Origin of the sequence: Pseudomonas sp. TWI923, from assembly GCF_039673365.1 — a bacterium.
GTDB classification, from domain to species: Bacteria; Pseudomonadota; Gammaproteobacteria; order Pseudomonadales; family Pseudomonadaceae; genus Aquipseudomonas; species Aquipseudomonas sichuanensis.
This window is the reverse complement of sequence record NZ_JBDJLM010000027.1, coordinates 17,250-40,257: the sequence shown is the minus strand read 5'-3', so window position 1 is coordinate 40,257 and position 23,008 is coordinate 17,250. Positions and strand designations below refer to the sequence as shown.

At 64.9% G+C, this 23,008-nt stretch carries 22 protein-coding genes; 6 read left to right on the top strand and 16 right to left on the bottom strand.

The window, feature by feature from the left end; translation table 11 throughout:
- Positions 1–36: 36 nt before the first annotated feature.
- The 9 genes from ABE459_RS12980 to ABE459_RS12940 form a co-directional block, all read right to left on the bottom strand.
- Positions 37–1,197 carry a D-alanyl-D-alanine carboxypeptidase family protein gene (locus ABE459_RS12980; RefSeq protein WP_110993396.1) on the bottom strand — a complete coding sequence of 387 codons (1,161 nt, stop codon included), beginning with the start codon at positions 1,195–1,197 and terminating at the stop codon, positions 37–39.
- A gap of 272 nt (positions 1,198–1,469) precedes the next feature.
- Positions 1,470–2,468, bottom strand: coding sequence for a septal ring lytic transglycosylase RlpA family protein (locus tag ABE459_RS12975; protein ID WP_323830321.1), 999 nt, complete (start codon positions 2,466–2,468; stop codon positions 1,470–1,472).
- Positions 2,468–3,478, bottom strand: a complete 1,011-nt coding sequence (gene mltB / locus ABE459_RS12970) for a lytic murein transglycosylase B (RefSeq protein ID WP_125462471.1) — start codon at positions 3,476–3,478, stop codon at positions 2,468–2,470. Before mltB ends, ABE459_RS12975 begins: the two co-directional genes overlap by 1 nt.
- A 17-nt stretch (positions 3,479–3,495) precedes the next feature.
- Positions 3,496–4,599 (bottom strand): rod shape-determining protein RodA, encoded by a 1,104-nt coding sequence (gene rodA / locus ABE459_RS12965; RefSeq protein WP_323830373.1) that lies wholly within the window; start codon positions 4,597–4,599, stop codon positions 3,496–3,498.
- A 38-nt stretch (positions 4,600–4,637) separates the two neighbouring features.
- On the bottom strand, positions 4,638–6,536 hold the full coding sequence (gene mrdA, locus ABE459_RS12960; protein ID WP_323830320.1) for a penicillin-binding protein 2: 1,899 nt from the start codon (positions 6,534–6,536) through the stop codon (positions 4,638–4,640).
- 16 nt (positions 6,537–6,552) lie between these two features.
- Positions 6,553–7,020 carry a 23S rRNA (pseudouridine(1915)-N(3))-methyltransferase RlmH gene (rlmH, locus tag ABE459_RS12955; RefSeq protein ID WP_023631106.1) on the bottom strand — a complete coding sequence of 156 codons (468 nt, stop codon included), beginning with the start codon at positions 7,018–7,020 and terminating at the stop codon, positions 6,553–6,555.
- Between the two features lie 9 nt (positions 7,021–7,029).
- Positions 7,030–7,458: a ribosome silencing factor gene (gene rsfS, locus ABE459_RS12950; RefSeq protein ID WP_110993391.1), complete on the bottom strand. Its 429-nt coding sequence runs from the start codon at positions 7,456–7,458 to the stop codon at positions 7,030–7,032.
- 44 nt (positions 7,459–7,502) lie between these two features.
- Complete coding sequence (gene nadD, locus ABE459_RS12945; RefSeq protein ID WP_189654551.1) at positions 7,503–8,129, bottom strand: nicotinate-nucleotide adenylyltransferase; 627 nt, start codon at positions 8,127–8,129, stop codon at positions 7,503–7,505.
- 34 nt (positions 8,130–8,163) lie between these two features.
- Positions 8,164–9,435 carry a glutamate-5-semialdehyde dehydrogenase gene (locus ABE459_RS12940; protein ID WP_125462468.1) on the bottom strand — a complete coding sequence of 424 codons (1,272 nt, stop codon included), beginning with the start codon at positions 9,433–9,435 and terminating at the stop codon, positions 8,164–8,166.
- Between the two features lie 297 nt (positions 9,436–9,732).
- On the opposite strand from ABE459_RS12940, the gene ABE459_RS12935 reads away from it, so the two are divergent.
- Both ABE459_RS12935 and ABE459_RS12930 read left to right on the top strand, forming a co-directional pair.
- Positions 9,733–10,425 carry a DNA-3-methyladenine glycosylase gene (locus tag ABE459_RS12935; RefSeq protein ID WP_323830319.1) on the top strand — a complete coding sequence of 231 codons (693 nt, stop codon included), beginning with the start codon at positions 9,733–9,735 and terminating at the stop codon, positions 10,423–10,425.
- Positions 10,426–10,428: 3 nt separating this feature from the next.
- A complete protein-coding gene (locus tag ABE459_RS12930; RefSeq protein WP_323830318.1) occupies positions 10,429–11,745 on the top strand; it encodes a bifunctional DedA family/phosphatase PAP2 family protein in 1,317 nt (438 codons plus the stop codon).
- Between the two features lie 164 nt (positions 11,746–11,909).
- Here the strand turns inward: ABE459_RS12930 and ABE459_RS12925 are convergent, their stop codons facing one another.
- From ABE459_RS12925 to ABE459_RS12915, 3 genes are read right to left on the bottom strand one after another with little or no spacing between them, the layout of a single operon-like run.
- A complete protein-coding gene (locus tag ABE459_RS12925; RefSeq protein ID WP_125462465.1) occupies positions 11,910–12,500 on the bottom strand; it encodes an LON peptidase substrate-binding domain-containing protein in 591 nt (196 codons plus the stop codon).
- A gap of 9 nt (positions 12,501–12,509) precedes the next feature.
- On the bottom strand, positions 12,510–13,226 hold the full coding sequence (locus ABE459_RS12920) for an LrgB family protein (protein WP_110993385.1): 717 nt from the start codon (positions 13,224–13,226) through the stop codon (positions 12,510–12,512).
- A complete protein-coding gene (locus ABE459_RS12915; protein WP_125857298.1) occupies positions 13,223–13,585 on the bottom strand; it encodes a CidA/LrgA family protein in 363 nt (120 codons plus the stop codon). Before ABE459_RS12915 ends, ABE459_RS12920 begins: the two co-directional genes overlap by 4 nt.
- Before the next feature lie 148 nt (positions 13,586–13,733).
- Between ABE459_RS12915 and ABE459_RS12910 the strand changes: the two genes are divergently transcribed.
- The 3 genes from ABE459_RS12910 (at position 13,734) to ABE459_RS12900 (ending at position 16,707) form a co-directional block, all read left to right on the top strand.
- Positions 13,734–14,189, top strand: a complete 456-nt coding sequence (locus tag ABE459_RS12910; RefSeq protein WP_125462463.1) for a MaoC family dehydratase — start codon at positions 13,734–13,736, stop codon at positions 14,187–14,189.
- Between the two features lie 113 nt (positions 14,190–14,302).
- Positions 14,303–16,036 carry a C13 family peptidase gene (locus ABE459_RS12905; protein WP_323830317.1) on the top strand — a complete coding sequence of 578 codons (1,734 nt, stop codon included), beginning with the start codon at positions 14,303–14,305 and terminating at the stop codon, positions 16,034–16,036.
- Positions 16,037–16,062: 26 nt separating this feature from the next.
- The gene (locus tag ABE459_RS12900) at positions 16,063–16,707 is read left to right on the top strand and encodes an oxidoreductase (protein ID WP_125462461.1); all 645 of its coding nucleotides are present in this window, start codon (positions 16,063–16,065) and stop codon (positions 16,705–16,707) included.
- A 125-nt stretch (positions 16,708–16,832) separates the two neighbouring features.
- Here ABE459_RS12900 and ABE459_RS12895 read toward each other — a convergent pair whose 3' ends face one another.
- From ABE459_RS12895 to ABE459_RS12880, 4 genes are all read right to left on the bottom strand, one after another.
- Positions 16,833–17,120, bottom strand: a complete 288-nt coding sequence (locus ABE459_RS12895; RefSeq protein WP_258705627.1) for a YceK/YidQ family lipoprotein — start codon at positions 17,118–17,120, stop codon at positions 16,833–16,835.
- Positions 17,117–17,746, bottom strand: coding sequence for a flavin prenyltransferase UbiX (gene ubiX, locus ABE459_RS12890; protein ID WP_125462459.1), 630 nt, complete (start codon positions 17,744–17,746; stop codon positions 17,117–17,119). The genes ABE459_RS12895 and ubiX overlap by 4 nt, the downstream gene beginning before the upstream one ends.
- Positions 17,743–19,092, bottom strand: coding sequence for a UDP-N-acetylmuramate:L-alanyl-gamma-D-glutamyl-meso-diaminopimelate ligase (gene mpl, locus ABE459_RS12885; RefSeq protein WP_323830316.1), 1,350 nt, complete (start codon positions 19,090–19,092; stop codon positions 17,743–17,745). Before mpl ends, ubiX begins: the two co-directional genes overlap by 4 nt.
- Positions 19,093–19,158: 66 nt before the next feature.
- Positions 19,159–21,126 carry a sigma-54-dependent Fis family transcriptional regulator gene (locus ABE459_RS12880; RefSeq protein ID WP_323830315.1) on the bottom strand — a complete coding sequence of 656 codons (1,968 nt, stop codon included), beginning with the start codon at positions 21,124–21,126 and terminating at the stop codon, positions 19,159–19,161.
- A gap of 266 nt (positions 21,127–21,392) precedes the next feature.
- On the opposite strand from ABE459_RS12880, the gene ABE459_RS12875 reads away from it, so the two are divergent.
- The gene (locus ABE459_RS12875; protein WP_125462456.1) at positions 21,393–22,913 is read left to right on the top strand and encodes an aldehyde dehydrogenase family protein; all 1,521 of its coding nucleotides are present in this window, start codon (positions 21,393–21,395) and stop codon (positions 22,911–22,913) included.
- Positions 22,914–23,008: the final 95 nt, after the last annotated feature.

Genomic DNA, 23,008 nt, shown 5'->3' with positions numbered 1-23,008 from the left:
CCCCCGCCTGGTTCACGGGGGCATGCAGGTCACGTATCAGTTGAACAAACCATAGAAGAACAGGCGGATGCTGTCCCACATACGGCCGAAGAAACCAGCTTCTTCCACGCCATCGAGGGCGATCAGGTCGGCGCTGTGAATCACTTTCTCGTCCAGTTTGACTTCCACTTTGCCGATCACGTCACCTTTGGCGATCGGAGCGGTCAGTTGCGGATTCATGCTCATCGAAGCCTGCAGGCGTTTCAACTGGCCTTTAGGCATGGTCATGGTCAGGTCGTTGGCCAGGCCAGCTTTCACCTGGTTGGTAGCGCCTTTCCAAACCGGGGCCTGAGTCAGCTCGGTGCCCTTCTGATAGAAGGTCTGGGTTTCGAAGAAGCGGAAGCCGTAGGTCAGCAGCTTTTGCGTTTCGGCGGCACGCGATTGCTCGCTGTTGGTGCCGAACACCACGGCGATCAGGCGCTGGCCGTCACGGACGGCGGAGGCGACCATGCAGTAGCCGGCTTCGTCGGTGTGGCCGGTTTTCAGGCCGTCGACGGTCTTGTCGCGCCACAGCAGCAGGTTGCGGTTAGGCTGCTTGATGTTGTTCCAGAAGAACTCTTTCTGCGAGTAGATGGCGTAGTGCGCAGGGTCTTCGTTGATGATCGCGCGTGCCAGCAGGGCCATGTCGTGGGCCGAGGAGTAGTGCTCCGGGTTCGGCAGGCCGGTCGGGTTCATGAAGTGGCTGTTGCCCATGCCCAGGTCGGCGGCAGTCTTGTTCATCATGTCGGCGAAGGCGTCTTCGCTGCCGGCGATGTGCTCGGACAGGGCCACCGATGCATCGTTGCCGGACTGGATGATGATGCCGTGCAGCAGGTCGCTGACGGTCACCTGGCTGCCGACCTTGATGAACATGCGCGAACCGCCGGTGCGCCAGGCGTTTTCGCTGACGGTCACCGGGTCGTTCTCGCCGATCTGGCCACGACGGATGTCGAGGGTGGCGATGTAAGCGGTCATCAGCTTGGTCAGGCTGGCTGGTGGCAGACGCTCGTCACCGTTGTTCTCGACCAGCACGTTGCCGCTGGCCGCGTCCATGAGTACATAGGATTTGGCGGCCAGTTGCGGTGGTGCCGGCATCATCTGCTCGGCCGCGAAGGCGACAGGCGTGATCAGCAGCAGAACAGGCAGGCAAAGTCGTTTGGCAAGGTTGGTGATGTTCATCCGTCTCTCGTAAATCGCTAATGGTCTGATGTTCCGCGGGCCACATCGTGTGCCCGGCGCCCCGTCAGTCTAGTTTTATGGCCAATGGCCTGGCCCGCAAAAGTGCGACCTAATGCCGCTGCGGGCAAAAGCGGGCATTGTACATGGCAACGCCCGGCAATTCATGAACAAACCGACAGCAAGAGCTGCAAGCCGCAAGCTTCAAGCGGCAAGAAAGAGCAGGCGTGCACCGTGGCTTTTTCTTGAGGCTTGCAGCTTGAAGCTTGCCGCTGCTAGTCGGTGACGACTTTGGCCTGGCCGAGATTGGCCAGGCGAATGCTGTCCTGGGTCTGCTGGATCTCGCCCTGGCTGTTGATCGGCCCCAGGCGGACTCGGTGCAGGGTCTGCTGATTACGCACGACGGAGCTGATGAACACCGGCGCACTGACCATGGTGCTCAGCTTGGAGCGCAGCAGCTCGGCGGCGTCCGGGTTGGCGAAGGCGCCCACCTGCAGGATGCTGCCACCGTTGCTGTTCGGCACGTTGTTGCCGCTCAGCTGCACCGGCACCACGGGTGCCGCGTGCTGCTGCGGCGGCGGGGTCCACTGCTCGACACGCCCGGTGCTGGCGGCGATCGGCTGGGCCTGGGCGACCTGCGGCTCCTTGAGCATCAGCGGCGGCTGCTGGCCACGCTGGGCCCACCATTGCTGCGGGTCGATACCTTCGACGCGCACATGGGCGGTACCGCTCTCGGCATAGCCGAGCTTCTTCGCCGCAGCGTAGGACAGGTCGATGATGCGGTCGGAATAGAACGGCCCACGGTCGTTGACCCGCAGGATCACGCTGCGGCCGTTGGCCAGGTTGGTCACCCGCACGTAGGCCGGCAGCGGCAAGGTCTTGTGCGCCGCGCTCATGCCATAGAGGTCGTACAGTTCGCCGTTGGCGGTGTTCTGCCCGTGGAACTTGGTGCCGTACCACGAGGCAGTGCCCTCGGCGCGGTAGTTGCGCGAGTCCTGCATCGGGTAATAGGTCTTGCCCAGCACCGTGTACGGGTTGGCCTTGTAGTTGCCGGTGTGCACGGTCGGGGTGGCATCGGGGATCTTGTTGACGTCCACGTCCCACCACGGCGCGCCATCCTTGTGGGCGCGGTTGATGTCCAGGCCCGGCTGCGAACGCACCGCGTTGCCGCTGCCCTGGGAGGTCGGGCGGCTGGTAGAGCAGCTGACCAGGAGCATGCCGACGGTGACGCAGGTCAGCAGCTTGAAGGTGTTGGCAGATATGATTGCGCGCATTACTTGACGCCCCGTGCTTGAACCAGCTGTTCGGCAAGCTGATGCACCGCCATGGCATACATCACGCTGCGGTTATAGCGAGTGATCGCGTAGAAGTTCTTCTGGCCCATCCAGTACTCGGGGCCGTACTCACCTTCCAGGCGGAAGGCGGTGACCGGCAGATCATCGCGCAGCGCATCATGACTCGACCAGCCCAGCGCTCGCAACTGCCCCACGGTCTTGACCGGCTCGATGCCGGTGGTCAGGCCTTCGTCGGCGCTGGCGCCTGCGACCTGCGCGCGGCTGACCACGGCCCCACCGGCTACCCAGCCGTGACGCTTGAAGTAGCTGGCGACGCTGCCGATGGCATCGTCAGGGTTGTTCCAGATATTGATGTGGCCGTCGCCGTCGAAATCCACCGCGTAGTTGCGAAAGCTGCTCGGCATGAATTGCGGCAGGCCCATGGCGCCGGCGTAGGAGCCCTTGAGCGTCAGCGGGTCGAGCTGCTCGTCACGGGCCAGCAGCAGGAACTCGCGCAGCTCCTTGCGGAAGAATTCGGCACGCGGCGGATAGTCGAAACCGAGGGTGGACAGTGCGTCGATCACCCGGTAGTTGCCGGTGTTGCGGCCGAAGAAGGTCTCCACGCCGATGATCGAGACGATGTACTGCGCCGGCACGCCGTATTCCTGCTCGGCGCGGGCCAGCACCGCCTCGTGCTGGCGCCAGAAGTCCACCCCGCGGGCGATGCGCGCGTCGGTGATGAACATCGGACGGTACTCTTTCCACGGCTTGACCCGCTCGGCCGGCCGCGAGATCGCGTCGAGGATCGCCTGCTTGCGCTGTACCTCGCTGAACACGCCCAGCAACTGCTCACTGGCAAAGCCGTAATCACGGGTCATCTCGCCAACGAACTCGGCCACCTGGGGCGAGCCGTCGTAATCGCCGGCAAGGGCTTGCTGGACAGCGCCGCACAGGCCCACCACACCGATCCACGGCACACAACGGGCAAACCAGCCACGCACTGCTTGCATTGAATTCTTCACCTTTTTCAAACTTGAGCAATCCATTTGCGGTGCGTATGGATCGACATCAGAACGCCAAACGCTGACAGCAGCGTCACCAACGAAGTTCCGCCATAGCTGATGAAGGGCAGCGGCACGCCCACCACGGGCAGAAGGCCGCTGACCATACCGATATTGACGAACACATAAACAAAGAAGGTCATGGTCAGGCTGCCCGCGAGCAGCTTGCCGAACAGGGTCTGCGCCTGGGCCGTGATCATCAGCCCACGGCCGATCAGCAGCATGTAGATCAGCAGCAGCAGGCAAATGCCGACCAGGCCGAATTCCTCGCCCAGCACGGCGATGATGAAGTCGGTGTGGCTTTCCGGAAGAAAGTCCAGGTGCGACTGGGTGCCCAGCAACCAGCCCTTGCCGAATACCCCACCCGAGCCGATCGCCGCCTTGGACTGGATGATGTTCCAGCCGGTGCCCAGCGGGTCGCTTTCCGGGTCGAGGAAGGTCAGCACGCGCTGCTTCTGGTAGTCGTGCATGACGAAGAACCACATGGCCACTGCCACCGGCACCGCCGCGGCGATCACACTGATGATCCAGCGCCAGCGCAGGCCGCCCATGAACAGCACGAAGGCGCCGGAGGCGAGGATCAGCAGCGCCGTGCCGAGGTCGGGCTGGCGCACGATGAGGATGAACGGTACGCCGATCAGCACCAGGCTGATCGCCACGTGCTTCAGATGCGGCGGCAGGGTGCGCTTGGACAGGTACCAGGCGATGGTCGCCGGCATGATGATCTTCATGAACTCCGAGGGCTGGAAGCGAATCACCCCGGGGATGTTGATCCAGCGCGTGGCGCCCATGGCGTTGTGGCCCATCACGTCCACCACCACCAGCAGCATCACCCCGGTGAGGTAGGCCAGCGGCACCCAGCGTGCCATGAAGCGCGGCTCCAGTTGGGCAATGATGAACATCGACACCAGGCCGATGCCGAAGGAAGAGGCCTGCTTCATCAGCAGGTCCCAGTTCTTGCCGCTGGCCGAATACAGCACGAACAGGCTGCCGGCGGCCAGCGTCAGCAGGATGAGCAGCAAGGGGCCGTCGACGTGGATGCGCTGCAGGAAGCTGGCGCGTCGGCGCATCACGTCTTCGCTGGAGAGCATGCGATCGAAGTTGTTCATCACGGGGCCGTTTCCTGGGCGACTGTGGCGGGGCCGAACTCAGGCTTGAGCCGGCCGTTCTCGTCGAGCAGCCAGGCGTCCATGACCTGGCGTACCACGGGGGCGGCGACACCGGAGCCGGACTCGCCGTTCTCGACCATCACCGAGACCACGATCTTCGGGTCTTCGGCGGGGGCGAAGGCAACGAACAGGGCGTGGTCGCGGTGGCGCTCCTGGAGCTTGTTGCGGTCGTACTTCTCGCCCTGCTTGATCGCCACCACCTGCGCGGTGCCGCTCTTGCCGGCGATACGGTATTGCGAGCCAAGGGCCGCCTTGCGCGCGGTACCACGGGCACCGTGCATCACCTGCTCCATGCCATGGGTGACCTTGGCCCAGTCGGACTTGTCGCGCAGGACGATGTTCTCCATCGGGTTCTCGTCCACCGGCGGCTGGCCTTCGATGGTCTTGGCCAGGTGCGGGCGGTTCCACACCCCCTTGTTGGCGATCAGCGCGGTGGCCTGGGCCAGTTGCAGCGGCGTGGTCTGCATGTAGCCCTGGCCGATACCGAGGATCAGCGTTTCGCCCGGGAACCAGGCCTGGCGGCGGGTGGCGCGCTTCCATTCACGGGACGGCATCAGACCGGGGGATTCCTCGAACATGTCCAGCGAGACCTTCTGCCCGATGCCGAACCGGTTCATGTAGTTGGACAAGCGGTCGATGCCCATCTTGTGTGCAAGATCGTAGAAGTACGTGTCATTCGAGCGCATGATCGCCACATCCAGGTCCACCCAGCCATCGCCGGTGCGGTTCCAGTTGCGGTACTTGTGGTCGTAGTTGGGCAGTTGGTAGTAGCCCGGGTCGAACACCCGGCTGGAGGCGGTCACCACCCCACTGTCCAGGCCGGCAATGGCCACCGCCGGCTTGATGGTCGAGCCCGGCGGGTACAGGCCGCGCAGCACACGGTTGAACAGTGGCCGGTCGATCGAGTCGCGCAGCTCGGCATAGGCCTTGAAGCTGATGCCGGTGACGAACAGGTTGGGGTCGAAGCTCGGCTGGCTGACCATCGCCAGCACTTCGCCGGTGCGCGGGTCGAGCGCCACGATCGCGCCGCGCCGCCCGCCCAGCGCCTGCTCGGCCGCTTCCTGCAGCTTGATGTCGAGGCTCAGCACGATATCCTTGCCCGGCTTGGGGTCGGTGCGCTTGAGCACCCGCAGCACCCGGCCCCGGGCATTGGTCTCGACTTCCTCGTAGCCCACCTGGCCGTGCAGGTCGTCTTCGTAGAATCGCTCGATGCCGGTCTTGCCGATGTGGTGGGTGCCGCTGTAGTTCACCGGGTCGAGGGTCTTCAGCTCTTTCTCGTTGATCCGCCCCACGTAGCCCACCGAGTGGGCAAAGTGCGCGCCCTGCGGGTAGTGACGTACCAACTGCGCCGCCACCTCGACACCGGGCAGGCGGAACTGGTTGACCGCGATACGGGCGATCTGTTCTTCGTTGAGCTCGAACAGGATCGGCACCGGCTCGAATGGCCGACGCCCCTGCTTCATGCGCTTCTCGAACAGGGCGCGGTCATCCGGGGTGAGGTCCAGCACCTCGACGATCACATCCAGCACTTCCTGCCACTTGCCAGGGTTGCCGGAGCGCTCGCGGGTCATCACCAGGCTGAAGCTGGGCCGGTTGTCGGCGACGATCACCCCGTTGCGGTCGAAGATCAGCCCGCGGGTCGGCGGGATCGGCTGCACATGCACCCGGTTGTTTTCCGACAGCGTCGAGTGGTAGTCGAACTGGATGACCTGAAGGAAGTAGAGCCGGGCGATCAATACGCAGACGAGCAGCACCACCGCCACGGCGCCCACGACGACGCGGTTGCGCACCAGGCGGGCGTCTTTCTCGTGGTCCTTGAGGCGGATCTGCTGCGGCATCGGCGGGCTTACAGGTTCATTTGTGGTACGGATGCCCGGACAGCACGGTCCAGGCGCGATAGATCTGCTCGCCGATCAGTATCCTTACCAACGGGTGCGGCAACGTCAGCGGCGACAGCGACCAACGCTGCTCGCTGCGTGCGCAGACCTCCGGCGCCAGCCCTTCCGGGCCGCCCACCATCAGGTTGACCGTACGCGCATCCAGGCGCCAACGGTCCAGCTCGCCCGCCAGCTGCTCGGTACTCCACGGCTTGCCATGGACCTCCAGCGTGACGATGCGTTCCCCGGGCTGCACCTTGCTCAGCATCGCCTCGCCCTCCTGACGGATCAGGCGGGCGACATCGGCGTTCTTGCCGCGGGTATTCAGCGGGATTTCCACCAGCTCGAGCGCAAGCTCCGGGGGCAGGCGCTTGGCATATTCATGCCAGCCTTCCTCGACCCACTTGGGCATGCGCGAGCCGACCGCGATCAGACGCAGACGCACGACGCTTCCTTATTCCCGGTCTTTGAGCTTGTCGGAATACTCGTGCGCGTGCTCCGGGCTGTGGTGCTTGCCATCGTTGGCGCGGCTCTGCTCGGCACCCAGCCACAGGCGCTCCAGGTCGTAGAACTGGCGCGCGGCGGCGGTCATCATGTGCACGATGACGTCGTTCAGGTCCAGCAGCACCCAGTCGCTGTCGCCCTTGCCTTCTTCGCCCAGTGGCTGAGCGCCCTTGGCCTTGACCGCTTCACGGACCTTTTCCAGCATCGCGTTGATCTGGCGATTGGAAGTACCGGTGGCGATGATCATGAAGTCGGTCAGGCTGTGCTTCTCGCGCACGTCGATAACCTGGATGTCCTGGGCCTTGACGTCTTCCAGCGCGGCCTTGGTCAGCGCGACCAGCTCTTCGCCACTGATGCCATTGATTTTCTGCTTGGTCATATAAAACTCGTTCAACTCATTGAATGAGGCGCCCGTGGGCGCCGTCAGTTGGACGCACGATACAGATCGTGCGCCTCGATATAGGCCAGTACTGCGTCCGGCACCAGGAACCGCGCCGACTTGCCGCTGGCCAGCAGCTGTCGGATCTGCGTGGCGGACACCGCGAGCGGCGTCTGCCAGACGAACGAAATATGCCCCGCCGGGCCGGACATGGCGGTGGGGTCGTTCTGTGAGCGCGCAGCCAGCAGGTTGCGCAGCTCGTCAGGGGGTTCGACATCAGCATCCGGGCGTTGCAGCACCAGGATGTGACAGTGTTGCAACAACTCTTCCCAGCGGTGCCAGCTGGGCAGGCCGCAGAACGCGTCCCAACCCATGATCAGGAACAACTGGTCGTGCCCGTTCAGCTCGGCACGCACCGATTCCAGGGTGTCGATGGTGTACGACGGCTTGTCGCGCGCCAGCTCACGCGCGTCCACGCTCAGGCAGCCGACACCCTCTACGGCGCTGCGCACCATGGCCAAGCGGTCCTGCGCCGCCACTTGTGGCGTATCGCGGTGCGGCGGGCGGGCGTTGGGCAGCAGACGCAACTCGTCCAGGTGCATGAATTCGGCCACTTCCAGCGCACTGCGCAGGTGACCGATATGCACCGGGTCGAAGGTACCGCCGAGCATGCCGACGCGCCGAACTGCCACCGCCTTGCTCAACTCAGCAGGACTCCTGGCCGCGCAGCTGGCCGTCGCCGATCACCACGTACTTCTCGCAGGTCAGGCCTTCCAGGCCGACCGGGCCGCGGGCATGCAGCTTGTCGGTGGAAATGCCGATCTCCGCGCCCAAGCCGTACTCGAAGCCATCGGCGAAGCAGGTCGGGGTGTTGAGCATGACCGACGCCGAGTCGACCTCGGCGATGAAGCGCCGGGCCTGGCCCTGGTGTTCGGTGATGATCGAATCGGTGTGGTGCGAGCCATAGTGATTGATGTGCTCGATGGCCTGGTCCAGGCCGTCGACCACACGGATCGACAGGATCGCGTCGAGGTATTCGGTGTGCCAGTCGTCTTCAGTGGCCGGCTGGCAGTCGATGATCGCCTGGGTGCGCTGGCAACCGCGCAGCTCGACGCCCTTTTCCTGGAAGCGGCGGGCCATCTCCGGCAGGAAGCGCTCGGCCACGCGCTGGTCGACCAGCAGCGTTTCCATGGCGCCGCAGATGCCGTAGCGGTAGGTCTTGGCGTTGAAGGCAACGCGCCAGGCCTTGTCCAGGTCGGCGTGTTCGTCGACGAAAACGTGACAGATGCCATCCAGGTGCTTGATCACCGGCACCCGCGCGTCGCGGCTGATGCGTTCGATCAGGCCACGGCCGCCGCGCGGCACGATCACATCGACGAACTCGGGCATGCTGATCAGCGCGCCCACCGCGGCACGGTCGGTGGTCTCGACCACCTGCACCACCGCCGGCGGCAAGCCGGCCTCGGCCAGGCCACGCTGGATGCAGGTGGCAATGGCGCGGTTGGAATGGATGGCTTCGGAACCGCCGCGCAGGATGGTGGCGTTGCCCGACTTGAGGCACAGGCTGGCGGCGTCGATGGTCACGTTGGGACGCGATTCGTAGATGATCCCGATCACCCCCAGCGGCACGCGCATCTTGCCGACCTGGATGCCCGACGGGCGGTAGCTCATGTCCCGTATGGCGCCGACCGGGTCCGGCAGGCTGGCCACCTGGCGCAGGCCGGTGATCATGCCGTCGATACGCGCCGGGGTGAGTGCCAGGCGGTCGAGCAGTGCGGGCTCCAGGCCATTGGCGCGGCCATTGGCAAGGTCCTGTTCATTGGCTGCGGTGAGCACGTCGCGGGCGGCGTCCAGCGCGTCGGCGGCGGCCTGCAGGGCGCGGTTCTTCTGCGCGGTGCTGGCACGGCCGATGACCCGCGAGGCCTCACGGGCGGCGTGACCCAGGCGGGTCATGTAGTCAAGAACGGACTCAGTCATGGGCTCGGTGTCTTGGCGAAAGGGGAAATCGGCTGATTATAACTGGCGCGCTTCGGTACGCCCAGCGGTGGGTGGCGGATGGTAGAAAATGGTGGGCGTCGATGTGTAGGAAAGATGTAACCAGCCTTATCGAAAAATCCTGCGCCTGCACTACCGTCATCGCTGGCAAGCCAGCTCCCACAGACGTGGCTCCCTCCTGTGGGAGCTGGCTTGCCAGCGATGAAGCTACCCGCGATTCAGCCTCGATTAAGCCATTCATTGCTATCATCCCCGGCTTTACCGCCACGAACCGCCCGCATGCCCGAACACGCCCCCTGCCCGGCCCGCGCCCTGCCCGACAGCTTTTTCGACCGCGACGCCCAGACCCTCGCCCGCGACCTGCTCGGCAAGGTGATCCGCCACCGTCACGGCAATCTCTGGCTGGCGGCGCGGATCATCGAGACCGAGGCCTACTACCTCACCGACAAGGGCAGCCACGCGTCCCTGGGTTTCACCGAAAAGCGCAAGGCGCTGTTCCTCGATGGCGGGCATATCTACATGTACTACGCCCGCGGCGGCGACTCACTGAACTTCAGCGCCCATGGCCCGGGCAACGCGGTGCTGATCAAGTCCGCCTACCCTTGGGTCGATGCCCTGTCCGACGAAAACAGCCTGGCGCAGATGCAACTGAACAACCCCGACGCCAGCGGCAACCTGCGCCCGCCAGAACGCCTGTGCAACGGCCAGACCCTGTTATGCCGGGCCATGGGCCTCAAGGTGCCGCACTGGGACGCCAAGCGCTTCGACCCCGAGCGGTTGTACGTCGAGGACTGCGGCATCCGCGTGCCCCGGGTGCTGCAGGCCGCCCGACTGGGGATCCCCCACGGCCGTGACGAGCACCTGCCCTATCGTTTCGTCGACGCCGAATATGCCCGCTACTGCACGCGCAACCCACTGCGCCGCGGCCAGGTCGAAGGCCAAGACTTCTTCATTCTCGAACAAGGAAACTGACCCATGGGCCAATGGCTAGACAGCCTGACCTCCTGGCTTGGCGCCAACCCGCAGTGGCTGGGCCTGGCGATCTTCGTGGTGGCCTGCGTGGAATGCCTGGCGATCGCCGGCATCATCGTGCCCGGCACCGTACTGCTGTTCGCAGTCGCCGTGCTGGCCGGCAGCGGCGCCTTCAGCCTGGGCGAAACCCTGTTGCTGGGTTTCCTCGGCGGCCTGCTGGGTGACGCCATTTCCTATGCCGTGGGCAAGTATTTCCACCAGAACATCCGCCGCCTGCCGCTGCTGCGCAGCCACCCAGAATGGATTGGCAGCGCCGAGGCCTACTTCCAGCGCTACGGCATCGCCAGCCTGCTGGTGGGCCGCTTCATCGGCCCGCTGCGGCCGATGCTGCCGATGGTCGCGGGCATGTTCGACATGCCGCTGCCGCGCTTCATCGCCGTCAGCCTGGTGGCCGGCGCCGGCTGGTCGGTGGCCTACCTGCTGCCTGGCTGGGCCACCGGCGCCGCCATGCGCCTGCCGCTGCCCGAGGGGTTCTGGCTGGATGCCGGGATCATCTTCGGCACCCTTGCGGTACTGATTGGCCTGAGCCTGAACAGCAGCATCCGCGACCAGCGCCACGGCACCCGCCTGGTCGCCGCGCTCAGCGGCGTGGCGGTGGCCGCCCTGTTCGTCGGCTGGCCGTTCCTGAGCGAATTCGATCAAGGGGTGATGACCCTGGTGCAGGAGCACCGCAGCCAGGCACTCGACGGCGCCGTGGTGATGATCACCCGCCTGGGCGACTTCCGTACGCAGTTCTTCCTTGGTGGGCTGCTGACCGGGTTGTTGCTGCTGGCCCGGCAGTGGCGCCATGCACTGTTCGCAGGCTCGGTACTGATCGGCACGGCAATCGCCAATGGCACGCTGAAATGGCTGTTTGCCCGGGCCCGACCAGAGGTGCTGAGCGACCCCCTGACCAGCTACAGCATGCCCAGCGGCCACAGCTCGGCGGCGTTCGCCTTCTTCCTGGTGCTGGCGGTACTGGCCGGGCGCGGGCAACCACCGCGCATGCGCCTGACCTGGGTGATGCTGGGCTGCCTGCCGGCCCTGGCGATCGCCCTGTCGCGGGTGTACCTGGGGGCACACTGGCCGACCGATATCCTGGCCGGGGCGCTGTTGGCGTGCTGCGTGTGCGCGCTGGGCCTGACGCTGGTGCAGTATCGCCAGCCGCTCACGGCCTTGTCGCAACGGGTGTGGTGGCTGGTGCTGCCGGCGTGTGTCGCGCTGCTGGCGTTCTTTGTGCTGCATGCATTGCCGAAGGCGTTGCTGCGTTATCAGTATTGACTGACTGCCCTCAGGTATCGCGAATCCCTGTAGGAGCGGCCTTGTGCCGCGAAAGGGCTGCGCAGCAGCCCCAGCAATTTTGCATGAAGCCGAGATCCTGGGGCCGCTGCGCGCCCCTTTCGCGGCACAAGGCCGCTCCTACAGGGACCGCATAGCCCGCCGGATCAGGCGAACAGCTCGCCCTGGATCCGCTCCAGCAACGCCTGGATCGCCTCCAGCCGTTGCTGCGGCGAATCGATCGCCAGCAAATCGAGCTTGTCTTCTTCCATGAACGGCAACAGATAGGCGAGCTGGTTGCCCAGCGACTGCCGCCCGTCCACGTCACGCGGCATGTCCAGCGCCTCTACCATCGGGTGCTCGCCCAGCGCCAGCAGCAGCGCCAGCAGGTCATCGTCCTGCTCTACCAGCGGACTGTCGGCCAGTTCCGGCAGCCAGTTGACTTCACCGACCAGCAACTGGTCCTTCTGCACCTCGGTCTGCTCGACACTGAAGCGCCGCACACCTTCGACGCGAATCCCCAGCAGGCCGTTGTCCTGCTGCACGAAATCGCGGATCAGGGCCTCACAACCTATCGATGCCACCGCCGGCGGGGCCTTGCCCACCTGCTCGCCCTCGAGGATGCACACCACACCAAAGCCTGCACCTTGCTTCATGCAGCGGCCGATCATGTCCAGGTAGCGCGCCTCGAAGATCTGCAGGTCGAGCAGGCAACCGGGGAACAGCACGGTATTGAGGGGAAACAGCGGTAACGTCATCTCAAGTCCTCATGCCACCAGGCTGACCGCCAACGGCAGAAACACCGCCGTGGCCACCCCCATCAGGCTCATCGCCAGCGCGGCGAAGGCGCCGCATTCATCACTTTCCTGCAAGGCCACCGAGGTACCCACCGCGTGGGCGGTTACGCCAAGGGCCATGCCGCGGGCCTCGGGGCTGAGCACGCCGAAGCGGGTCAACAGCGCCGGGCCGAAGATCGCCCCGATCACCCCGGTGATCAGCACGAACACCGCCGCCAGCGCCGCCACGCCACCAATCTGTTCAGCCACCAGCATGGCGATCGGCGAGGTGACCGACTTGGGCGCCATGGTCATCAGGATCATATGCTCGGCACCGAACCACCAGCCCAGCGCCAGGCAGGCCAGCGTGGCGAACAAACCTCCGATTACCAGCGTAGTAAATGTCGGCCAGAACAGCTGACGGATGCGTCGCAGGTTCAGGTAGAGCGGCACCGCCAGGGCAACGGTAGCCGGCCCAAGCAACGTCCCCATGATCTCGGTGCTCTTGCGGTACTCGGCGTAGTCGATGCCGCACACCAGCAGCACGCCGATCACCACCAGCATCGACACCAGCACCGGCTGCAGGAAGATCCAGCGGGTCTTTTCATAAGCCGCCAGCACCAACTGGTAGGCCGCCAGGGTGATACCGATGCCGAACAACGGATGATGGATCACCGCGTCGAGCGCGCCGTGCCAGTCGAGGGTCATGGCAGCTCCTCGCGCTTGCCCTGGCGGTGGATCAGCTTCTGCATGAGCACGCCAACGAACACCAGGGTCACCAGGCAGGAGATCAGCAAGGCGCCGGCGATGGCCCAGAAGTCGGCGGCAATGTCCCTGGCGTAGACCATCACCCCCACGGCCGGCGGCACCAGCAGCAACGGCAGGTAACGCAGCAGGCTGCTGGCGGCTTCGTTGAGCGGCTTGCCCACTTCACCGCGCGCCATCAGGAAGGCCAACAGCAGCAACAGGCCGATGATCGGCCCGGGCAGGATAGGCAGGAACAGATGATTGATCGCCGTCCCCAGCAGCTGGAACAGCACCAGCCAGGTCAACCCACGCAACAGCATAAAGACCTCCTGAAAGCAGGCGGCCATTATAAGCACGCCAAGCACGCGGCTATAAGGCGATATTCGGCGAAAAAGGCATAACTTGACTGCAACGGCTGGCCGTGCTGATCTTGCACATTCGTACCAAATGACAACCTGGAGAGTCGCGATGCCCCATGTACCAGTTACAGAGCTTTCGCAGTACGTTGGTAAGGAACTGGGACGTTCCGCCTGGCTGAAGATTGATCAGCAACGCATCAACCTGTTCGCCGAGGCCACCGGCGATTTCCAGTTCATCCATGTCGACCCGGTCAAAGCGGCGAAGACCCCGTTCGGTACCACCATCGCCCATGGTTTCCTCACGCTGTCGCTGATCCCCAAGCTGATGGAGGACCTGCTGGTGCTGCCCGAAGGCCTGAAGATGGTGGTCAACTACGGCCTGGACAGCGTGCGCTTCATCCAACCGGTCAAAGTCGACAGCAATGTGCGGCTGAAGGTGGACCTGACCGACGCCATCGAGAAGAAGCCCGGCCAGTGGCTGCTCAAGGCCACCGTCACCCTCGAGATCGAAGGTGAGGAGAAACCTGCCTATATCGCCGAGCCGCTGTCGCTCTGCTTCGTCTGAAGGGCTGACTGAACACCTGTGGGAGTGGGCTTACCCACTCCCACAAACGCCCCAATTCACCCTTTCACGCATTGTGCGGCATACTCCATGCGTCGTTCGGCCCGGAACCCGCCATGCGCCCCCTGCTACCCCTGACCCTGATCCTGCTGCTCGCCGCCTGCGGCGATGGCGAACCCCTGTCGCCACCTGACGCCCGCCTGCCCGATGGCGGCCGCTACCGGGGCCAGGTGGTCAACGGCCTGTTGCAGGGCGAGGGGCGCATCGACTACCCCAATGGCAGCTGGTACGCCGGCACCTTCAAGGATGGCCAATGGCATGGCCAGGGCGAATGGCACGGCAGCAACGGCGAGGTCTACCGTGGCCAGTTCGCCGCCGGGCTGTTCCAGGGCCTGGGCGACCTCACCACCCCAGGCAGCCATTACGCCGGCACCTTCAAGCACGGCCGCCGCGACGGCGAAGGCACCCTCAAGCAACATGACCAGACCTACCGCGGCCAGTTCAAGGACGACCAGTACGACGGCGCCGGCCAGCTCGACCTGGCCGACGGCAGCCGTTACCAGGGCCTTTTCGCCAAAGGCAAGCCCAATGGCGCCGGGGTACGCAGCGATGCCAGCGGCAATCAGTTCAGCGGCCATTTCATCGACGGCCAGCTGCAGGGCGCCGGCACCTACGACAGCGCCGACGGCGAGCAGTACATCGGTGAGTTCAAGGACAACCGCCTCGAAGGCCGAGGGCGCTACGAGAATGCCGACGGCGATGTGTGGATCGGCGACTTCAAGGATGGCTCGCTGGTGGGCCAGGGCGAACTGCTGGGCAGCGACGGCAGCCGCTACAAAGGGGCTTTTCGTGACTGGAAGTTCAACGGCAACGGCAGCCTGCAACTGGCCGATGGCAGCGAGTACATTGGCGGCTTCGCCGACGACGCCTATCAGGGCCATGGCCGCCTGACCCACCCCGACGGCCGGGTCGAGGCTGGCTACTGGACCAACGGCGTGCGTGTGCGTGACGAGAACAGCAAGCTGCTGCCCGACCCACTCGACCTGGCCCTGCTCAACCAGGGCAAGCTGCTGGACGATGCCCTGAGCAAGGTGCCGCGCTCGCTCCCCCCCGTGCAGCTGTACAGCCTGGTGGTGGCCGGCGATGGCCAGCAAAGCGTGTTCATGCGCGAGGCCGACTACGTCAGCAACATGCTCAAGGTTCGCTTCGGCGCCCATGGCCAGGTAACCCTGGTCAACCATCGCGACCACCTTGCCGACCGCCCCATGGCCACCCGCGAGAACCTCACCCGCGCCGCCCGCGTGATCGCCGAGCGCAGCGGCCCGGAAGACCTGGTGTTCGTCTACCTGACCAGCCACGGCAGCCATGACCACCAGCTGGTGCTCGACCAGCCGCGCCTGCAACTGGCCGACCTGACCGCCGACGAGCTGACCAGCGCCCTCGCCCCCCTCAAGGACCGCGACAAGGTCATCGTTGTCTCCGCCTGCTACTCCGGTGGCTACATCGCCCCGCTCAAGGACGACCGAACCTTGATCATGACCGCCGCCCGCCCCGACCGGGTATCGTTCGGCTGCTCGGAAGAGGCCGACTTCACCTATTTCGGCGATGCCCTGTTCGCCCAGGCATTGAACCAGACCGACGACCTGAAACAGGCGTTTGAACTGGCGCGGCAAAGTGTTGCCGAACGGGAGAGAAGGGAAGGTTTCGAAGCCTCTGAGCCGCAGCTCTGGGCGCCGCCGGCCGTGGTCACGCACTGGCAGCGCCTGCGCCGCCAACAGGCCGAACAAGCCTTGCGCAATAGCACACAGCCAGTACCGGGCGAACAGGCAAAAATACCTGCCACCCACTAAGCTGTGTGTAACAAGGGAGAGACATCATGTACTTGACGCCTCAGCATGTCCTGCTTGCCGGTGCCACGGGTCTGACGGGTGAACACCTGCTCGACCGCCTGCTCAACGAGCCCACCATCAGCCGCGTGCTGGCGCCGACTCGCCGGCCGCTGGCCGAGCACCCGCACCTGGAAAACCCGGTGGGTGACCCGGCCGTGTTTCTCCCGCAACTGGCCGGCCGTGTCGATATCGCCTTCTGCTGCCTGGGCACCACGCTCAAGCAGGCCGGCTCGGAAAACGCCTTCCGTGCGGTCGACCTGGACATGGTCGTGGCCTTCAGCAAGCGCGCCCGCGAGATGGGTGCGCGCCACCTGCTGGTGATCAGCGCGCTGGGGGCCGACGCAAAATCTTCGATCTTCTACAACCGGGTCAAGGGCGAGATGGAAGAGGCGCTCAAGCGTCAGGACTGGCCGCAGCTGACCATCGTGCGGCCGTCATTGCTGCTGGGCGAGCGCATCGAGCCTCGACTGGGTGAGCGCATGGCCGCGCCCTTCTCTCGCCTGATCCCGGGCAAGTATCGTGGGATCGAGGCCTGTACGCTGGCCAGGGCGCTGTGGCGCCTGGCGCTGGAAGAAGAGGACGGGATTCGGGTGGTCGAGTCGGACGAACTGCGCAGGCTGGGCAAAAAGTGAATTGAAACGCGAAGTGCATAACCTGTGGGAGCGGGTTCACCCGCGAATGCGCCATTGAACCCAAAGACGCATTCGCGGGTAAACCCGCTCCCACAGTCTCTACCTGATCAATGACTAACCTTTTGCTACAGCCCACCTGTGGCGTTAAAGCCAATCCCCGCCGCCGTCAGCAACGACAACGGCAACAGCAAGGTGTCGAGCAACGCGCTCCCCGGCAGGTCCAGCCCCGGATAGGCCGGCGCCAGCGCACCGAAGTGATCTTGCGGGCAACAGCCGCCATTGATCACATACAGGTCCAGCCGCGTCCCGGCATACACCACCGGGGCGCCCGGCTTGTTCGCGTCCAGCGTGCGCACCGTGGCGCAACCGCCAAGCTGGGTCAGCACCAGCAGCCCGAACAGAACCCGCCTCAATCGTCGACCCCGTAGTGATGCTCACCCCAGCGCGGCAGCATGTCCTGGGGAATGTTCAGCAGGTTGAGAATGCGCGCCACGACGAAATCCACCAGGTCGTCGATGGTCTGCGGCTGGTGGTAGAAGCCCGGCGCCGCCGGCAAGATCACCGCGCCCATCTGCGAAAGCTTGAGCATGTTCTCCAGGTGGATGGTGGAGAACGGTGCTTCACGCGGCACCAGGATCAACTGGCGTCTCTCCTTGAGCGTGACGTCGGCCGCGCGTTCGATCAGGTTGTTGCAGGCGCCGGTGGCAATCGCCGAGAGCGTACCGGTGGAACAGGGCACCACCACCATCGCCGCCGGCGCGCCGGAGCCCGAAGCCACCGGCGACATCCAGTCTTCCTTGCCATACACACGGATCTGCCCATCGGCGGCGCCGGTGTACTCGGTGAGGAAGGCCTGCATCGCCTGGGGCTTGGCCGGCAGCAGCACATCGGTCTCGGTGGCCATCACCAACTGCGCAGCCTTGGAGATGAGGAAGTGCACCTCGCGGTCCTCACGCACCAGGCAGTCGAGCAGGCGCAGGCCATATTGCGCCCCAGAGGCGCCGGTCATGGCCAGGGTGATGCGCTGCGGCCCGTTCACTTCAGTGCCTCGGCCAGCTTGCCATGCAGGCCGCCGAAACCGCCGTTGCTCATGATCACCACATGGGTGCCCGGGCGGGCCTGGCCCTTGATGCGTTCGATGATCGCTTCAAGGCTGTCGGCGACCACACTGGGTACCTTGCACTGGGCGGCCGTGGCGGCGAGGTCCCAGCCCAGGTTGGCCGGGGCATACCAGATCACCTGGTCGGCATCGTTGACACTTTCCGGCAAGCCATCGCGGTGCGCGCCGAGCTTCATGGAGTTGGAGCGCGGCTCGATCACCGCGATCACCGGTGCCTCGCCGACGCGCTTGCGCAGGCCATCGAGGGTGGTAGCGATGGCGGTCGGGTGGTGGGCGAAGTCGTCGTAGATGGTCACGCCCTGCACTTCGGCAACCTTCTCCATGCGCCGCTTCACACTCTTGAACGCACTGAGGCCGTCGATGGCCATGGCCGGCACCACACCGACATGACGGGCGGCGGCCAGGGTGGCCAGGGCGTTGGCGACGTTATGCTGGCCGGTCATTTCCCAGTCCACCACGCCTTGCACCTCACCGCCGAACAGCACTTCGAAGCGCGAGCCGTCGGCACTGAGCAGGCGCGCCTGCCATTGGCCACCCTCGCCGGTGGTCTGCACCGGGGTCCAGCAGCCCATGCCGATTACCCGCTCCAGGGCCTGCTCGGTGGTCGGGTGGATCACCAGGCCTTCGCTCGGGATGGTGCGCACCAGGTGATGGAACTGCCGCTCGATGGATGCAAGGTCCGGGAAGATGTCCGCGTGATCGAACTCAAGGTTGTTGAGGATCGCGGTGCGCGGGTGGTAGTGGACGAACTTCGAGCGCTTGTCGAAGAACGCGCTGTCGTATTCGTCGGCCTCGACCACGAAGAACGGCGTATCGCCCAGGCGGGCGGAGACCGAGAAGTTCTGCGGTACGCCACCGATGAGGAAGCCCGGGCTCATGCCGGCGTGTTCGAGCACCCAGGCCAGCATGCTGCTGGTGGTGGTCTTGCCGTGGGTGCCGGCCACTGCCAGCACCCAACGGCCCTGCAGCACATGGTCGGCCAGCCACTGCGGGCCGGACACATAAGGCAGGCCCTTGTTCAGCACGTACTCCACCGCCGGGTTGCCCCGCGACATGGCGTTGCCGATCACCACCAGGTCCGGGGCCGGCTCCAGTTGTGCAGGGTCATAGCCCTGGGTGAGCTCGATGCCCTGGGCTTCGAGCTGGGTGCTCATGGGCGGATAAACGTTGGCGTCCGAGCCGGTGACGCGATGGCCAAGTGCCTTGGCCAGCACCGCCAGCGAGCCCATGAAAGTGCCGCAAATACCGAGAATATGAATGTGCATGGTCGACCTCGCAAAACGTCGACGCAGGGTAGCCCAGGGCGCGGGAAATCGCACCCGCTGTTTCGCTCAGCCGGCCCTGGCGATGCCGTGTTTGCGCAGTTTCCGATACAGGGTGTTGCGGCTGATGCCCAAGTGCTCGGCGACATGGGTCATGTGCCAGCGGTTGGCTTCCAGTACTGCCAGCAATGCATCACGTTCGGCATTCTCAAGGCGAGCATGACCATTGTGGGAGCGGGCTTGCCCCGCGATGGCGTCGGCAGGGCCATCGTCCTTGCCTGGTCGGACGCCATCGCGGGGCAAGCCCGCTCCCACGTTACGAACCAAAGCCGGGAGGTCCTGAAACTCGATCAGGCCCTCATCACACAACGCCACCAGCGTGCGCAGCACGTTACGCATCTGCCGCACGTTACCCGGCCAGGCAAAATCGAGCAGCGCCTGACGCGCCGCGGGCTCGATAGCCAGCGCCTGCCCTTCGGCCTCCTGACCCAGCAAAAAGTCCAGCAACTGCCCTTTGTCACTGCGCTCACGCAGCGCCGGCAACGCCACCTCCAGGCCATTGAGGCGGTAATAAAGGTCTTCGCGAAAGCCGCCCTGCTCCACCCGCTCGAGCAAATCGCGGTGGGTGGCGCTGATGATGCGCACATCCACAGCTTGCGGCTCACCGCCAATCGGCACCACCTGACGCTCTTCCAGCACTCGCAGCAAGCGGGTCTGCAATGTCAGCGGCATGTCGCCGATCTCGTCGAGCAACAGGGTGCCGCCATCGGCCTGCAACAGCTTGCCGCGCATGCCTTCCTTGCGTGCCCCGGTGAAACTGCCGCCGCGATAGCCGAACAGCTCGCTCTCGATCAGGCTTTCCGGGATCGACGCGCAGTTGATCGCCACGAAGGGCTTGTGACGGCGGGCACTGGCCTGGTGCACGGCCTGGGCGAACGCCTCCTTGCCACAACCGGTCTCACCGCGCAGCAGCAGCGGTACATCACGCTCGAAGACCCGCACCGCCCGGCGAAAGTCATGTTGCAACGCCGGGTCGAGCAGGCAGATGCCTGGCTCGGCGGCCTGGCGTGCCTGGGGCAACGCTGCCGGTACCGACCACACAGGTTTACGCGCCTGCCCGCGCAGGCTGGCGAACACCTGCCGGCCATCACGGGTATGCAGTGGCCACGCCGTGCTGCCTTGCGCCGTGGCGCGGCTGAACAGTTCGTCATGACTGCAGGCAAAGAACCGATCAACCGGCTTGCCCAGCACGCCACCGCGAATGCTGCCCAGCAGGTTCAGCGCGCTCTGGTTGGCAGCACAGATCCGCCCGTCGCCGTCGAACGCCAGCAAGCCCTCGCTGAACAAACCGACCGATTCGGCCTGCAGGTGGAAACGCAGCAGCCATTGCTGCTCGAAGTGGCGCAGGAAGTAACAGCTCTCGATCATCTTCGCCGACAGGTTGACCAGCGCCATGGTGTGGAACTGGCTCTGGCGCGACACGTCAGGCCGCGCCGACGACACGTCGAGCACCGCCAGCAGTTCACCGTGGGGATCGAACACCGGGCTGGCCGAGCAGGTCAGGCCGGTATGACGGCCACGAAAGTGCTCGCCCTGGTGGATGGTCAGGGCCTGGCGCTCGACCAGGCAAGTGCCGATGCCGTTGGTGCCCTCGCGCGCCTCGCTCCAGTCGGCACCAAGCCACAACCCGGCACGCTCGAAAATGCGCCGCTCGCCGGGTGCGGTCACGCAGTTGAGGATCACCCCGCGGGCATCGGTGAGCAGCACCGCATGCCCGCTGCCCGAAAGCTGCTGGTGCAGGCTGTTCATCTCGTTGTCGGCGATCTGCAGCACCTGCTGCAGGCGCTCGCGGCTTTCCAGCAGGCGGCCGTGTTCGAGCACCACCGGGGCCTGGGCGCGCGCAGGGTCGAGGTGATAGTCCTCCAGGCAACGCAGCCAGGAGCGGGCGATGGAGGGGTCGCTGCCTGGCCCGCTGGCCTGGCCATGGGCGACAGTCAGCACTTGCTGGGCGTGGCGGCTGAACGAATTGCTCTGCATTTGTTGTTGTTCTCCGCAGATAGAGCGTTGCGCCAGCATCCTCCAGGCACGAGCGCTTTGCAATGCTGGCTGACCACCGAGTCACCGGCTGTGTCATCAACGGTACAAAGTGTCACCCGGCCCGTGCCAACCTTGGTACAGCGTCATGCCGACCCGCCTGGAAAAATGACCCAAGTCATTGATCTGCAAGGGCCCGACGGCACTGGCCCGACCTTTGCTCTACGCTTGGTAACTCCGCAACAATCACAATGACCAGGAGACACACCATGCGTTACGCACATCCCGGTACCGAGGGCGCCAAGGTCAACTTCAAGACCCGCTACGGCAACTACATCGGTGGTGAGTTCGTTCCTCCGGTAAAGGGTGAGTACTTCACCAACACCTCGCCGGTGAACGGCCAGCCGATCGCCGAGTTCCCTCGTTCCACTGCCGAAGACATCGACAAGGCCCTCGACGCCGCCCACGCCGCCGCCGATGCCTGGGGCCGCACTTCAGTGCAGGACCGCTCCAACGTGCTGCTGAAGATCGCCGACCGCATCGAGCAGAACCTCGAACTGCTGGCCATCACCGAAACCTGGGACAACGGCAAGCCGATCCGCGAAACCCTCAACGCCGACATCCCGCTGGCCGTCGACCATTTCCGCTACTTCGCCGGCTGCATTCGCGCCCAGGAAGGCGGCGCCGCCGAGATCAACGAGAACACCGTGGCCTACCACATCCACGAGCCGCTGGGCGTGGTCGGGCAGATCATCCCCTGGAACTTCCCGCTGCTGATGGCCGCCTGGAAGCTCGCCCCGGCCCTGGCCGCCGGCAACTGCGTGGTGCTCAAGCCCGCCGAACAGACCCCGCTGGGCATCACCGTGCTGCTTGAGCTGATCGGCGACCTGCTGCCCAAAGGCGTGCTCAACGTGGTGCAAGGCTATGGCCGCGAAGCCGGTGAAGCGCTGGCCACCAGCAAGCGCATCGCCAAGATCGCCTTCACCGGCTCCACCCCGGTCGGCTCGCACATCATGAAGTGCGCGGCCGAGAACATCATCCCGTCGACCGTCGAACTGGGCGGCAAGTCGCCGAACGTGTACTTCGAAGACATCATGCAGGCCGAGCCGAGCTTCATCGACAAGGCCGCCGAAGGCATGGTGCTGGCATTCTTCAACCAGGGCGAAGTGTGCACCTGCCCGTCGCGGGCGCTGGTACAGGAGTCGATCTACCCGCAGTTCATGGAAGTGGTGATGAAGAAGGTGCTGCAGATCAAGCGCGGCGACCCGCTGGACACCGACACCATGGTCGGCGCCCAGGCCTCGCAGCAGCAGTTCGACAAGATCCAGTCCTACCTGAAGATCGCCCAGGAAGAAGGCGCCGAGCTGCTGACCGGCGGCAAGGTGGAGCAACTCGAAGGGTCGCTGGCCACGGGTTACTACATTCAGCCGACCCTGCTCAAGGGCAACAACAAGATGCGCGTGTTCCAGGAAGAAATCTTCGGCCCGGTGGTCAGCGTCACCACCTTCAAGGACGAAGCCGAAGCCCTGGCGATTGCCAACGACACCGAGTTCGGCCTCGGCGCCGGTGTGTGGACCCGCGACATCAACCGCGCCTACCGCATGGGCCGCGGCATCAAGGCCGGCCGTGTGTGGACCAACTGCTACCACCTGTACCCGGCGCATGCCGCGTTCGGTGGCTACAAAAAGTCCGGCGTCGGCCGTGAAACCCACAAGATGATGCTCGACCACTACCAGCAGACCAAGAACCTGCTGGTGAGCTACGACATCAACCCGCTGGGCTTCTTCTAAACCGCGTCGCCTGCTTCGCGGGTAAATCGCATCGGCGCACCGCCGCTCCCACAGGTTCAGCACAAGGCCTGTGGGAGCGGGTTTACCCGCGAAGA

Excerpts from the sequence above, each read along its gene's own strand:
- ABE459_RS12980 (WP_110993396.1), bottom strand. The coding sequence starts at position 1,197 with ATGAACATCACCAACCTTGCCAAACGACTTTGCCTGCCTGTTCTGCTG.
- ABE459_RS12975 (WP_323830321.1), bottom strand. The coding sequence starts at position 2,468 with ATGCGCGCAATCATATCTGCCAACACCTTCAAGCTGCTGACCTGCGTC.
- mltB (WP_125462471.1), bottom strand. The coding sequence starts at position 3,478 with ATGCAAGCAGTGCGTGGCTGGTTTGCCCGTTGTGTGCCGTGGATCGGT.
- rodA (WP_323830373.1), bottom strand. The coding sequence starts at position 4,599 with ATGCGCCGACGCGCCAGCTTCCTGCAGCGCATCCACGTCGACGGCCCC.
- mrdA (WP_323830320.1), bottom strand. The coding sequence starts at position 6,536 with ATGCCGCAGCAGATCCGCCTCAAGGACCACGAGAAAGACGCCCGCCTG.
- rsfS (WP_110993391.1), bottom strand. The coding sequence starts at position 7,458 with ATGACCAAGCAGAAAATCAATGGCATCAGTGGCGAAGAGCTGGTCGCG.
- nadD (WP_189654551.1), bottom strand. The coding sequence starts at position 8,129 with ATGCTCGGCGGTACCTTCGACCCGGTGCATATCGGTCACCTGCGCAGT.
- ABE459_RS12940 (WP_125462468.1), bottom strand. The coding sequence starts at position 9,435 with ATGACTGAGTCCGTTCTTGACTACATGACCCGCCTGGGTCACGCCGCC.
- ABE459_RS12935 (WP_323830319.1), top strand. The coding sequence starts at position 9,733 with ATGCCCGAACACGCCCCCTGCCCGGCCCGCGCCCTGCCCGACAGCTTT.
- ABE459_RS12930 (WP_323830318.1), top strand. The coding sequence starts at position 10,429 with ATGGGCCAATGGCTAGACAGCCTGACCTCCTGGCTTGGCGCCAACCCG.
- ABE459_RS12925 (WP_125462465.1), bottom strand. The coding sequence starts at position 12,500 with ATGACGTTACCGCTGTTTCCCCTCAATACCGTGCTGTTCCCCGGTTGC.
- ABE459_RS12920 (WP_110993385.1), bottom strand. The coding sequence starts at position 13,226 with ATGACCCTCGACTGGCACGGCGCGCTCGACGCGGTGATCCATCATCCG.
- ABE459_RS12915 (WP_125857298.1), bottom strand. The coding sequence starts at position 13,585 with ATGCTGTTGCGTGGGTTGACCTGGCTGGTGCTGTTCCAGCTGCTGGGG.
- ABE459_RS12910 (WP_125462463.1), top strand. The coding sequence starts at position 13,734 with ATGCCCCATGTACCAGTTACAGAGCTTTCGCAGTACGTTGGTAAGGAA.
- ABE459_RS12905 (WP_323830317.1), top strand. The coding sequence starts at position 14,303 with ATGCGCCCCCTGCTACCCCTGACCCTGATCCTGCTGCTCGCCGCCTGC.
- ABE459_RS12900 (WP_125462461.1), top strand. The coding sequence starts at position 16,063 with ATGTACTTGACGCCTCAGCATGTCCTGCTTGCCGGTGCCACGGGTCTG.
- mpl (WP_323830316.1), bottom strand. The coding sequence starts at position 19,092 with ATGCACATTCATATTCTCGGTATTTGCGGCACTTTCATGGGCTCGCTG.
- ABE459_RS12880 (WP_323830315.1), bottom strand. The coding sequence starts at position 21,126 with ATGCAGAGCAATTCGTTCAGCCGCCACGCCCAGCAAGTGCTGACTGTC.
- ABE459_RS12875 (WP_125462456.1), top strand. The coding sequence starts at position 21,393 with ATGCGTTACGCACATCCCGGTACCGAGGGCGCCAAGGTCAACTTCAAG.